The sequence below is a fragment of the Streptomyces sp. 4F14 genome (assembly GCF_048159485.1).
Taxonomy (GTDB): Bacteria; Actinomycetota; Actinomycetes; order Streptomycetales; family Streptomycetaceae; genus Streptomyces.
In genome coordinates, this window is the sequence record NZ_JBLRVY010000229.1 from 1 (window position 1) to 373 (window position 373).

1 protein-coding gene is annotated in these 373 nt (G+C 67.8%); it reads left to right on the plus strand.

Annotated features, from left to right (window positions below; genetic code table 11):
* Positions 1–373: extracellular solute-binding protein (locus ACLZOT_RS50460; protein ID WP_416976054.1), on the plus strand; the 373-nt coding region annotated here is incomplete at both ends.

The window sequence follows — 373 nt, forward strand, 5'->3', positions numbered from 1 at the left end:
CCCTGCCGGGCAACCCCGACAAGATCGCCTCCCTGAAGGACCTCACCAAGTCCGGCCTGAAGGTCGTGCTGTGCGACAAGGAGGTGCCGTGCGGCGCCGCCGCGCAGAAGGCCCTCGACGCGAGCAAGCTGAAGCTCACCCCGGTGTCGTACGAGCAGGACGTGAAGGCCGCGCTGACGAAGGTGGAGCTGAAGGAGGCCGACGCCGCGGTCGTCTACAAGACCGATGTGCACGCGGCGGGTGACAAGGTGGAGGGCGTGGAGTTCCCCGAGTCCGCCGACGCCATCAACGACTACCCGATCACCCTGCTCAAGGACACCGAGAACGCCGAGGCCGCCAAGGCGTTCATCGCGCTGGTGCAGTCCGCCGAGGG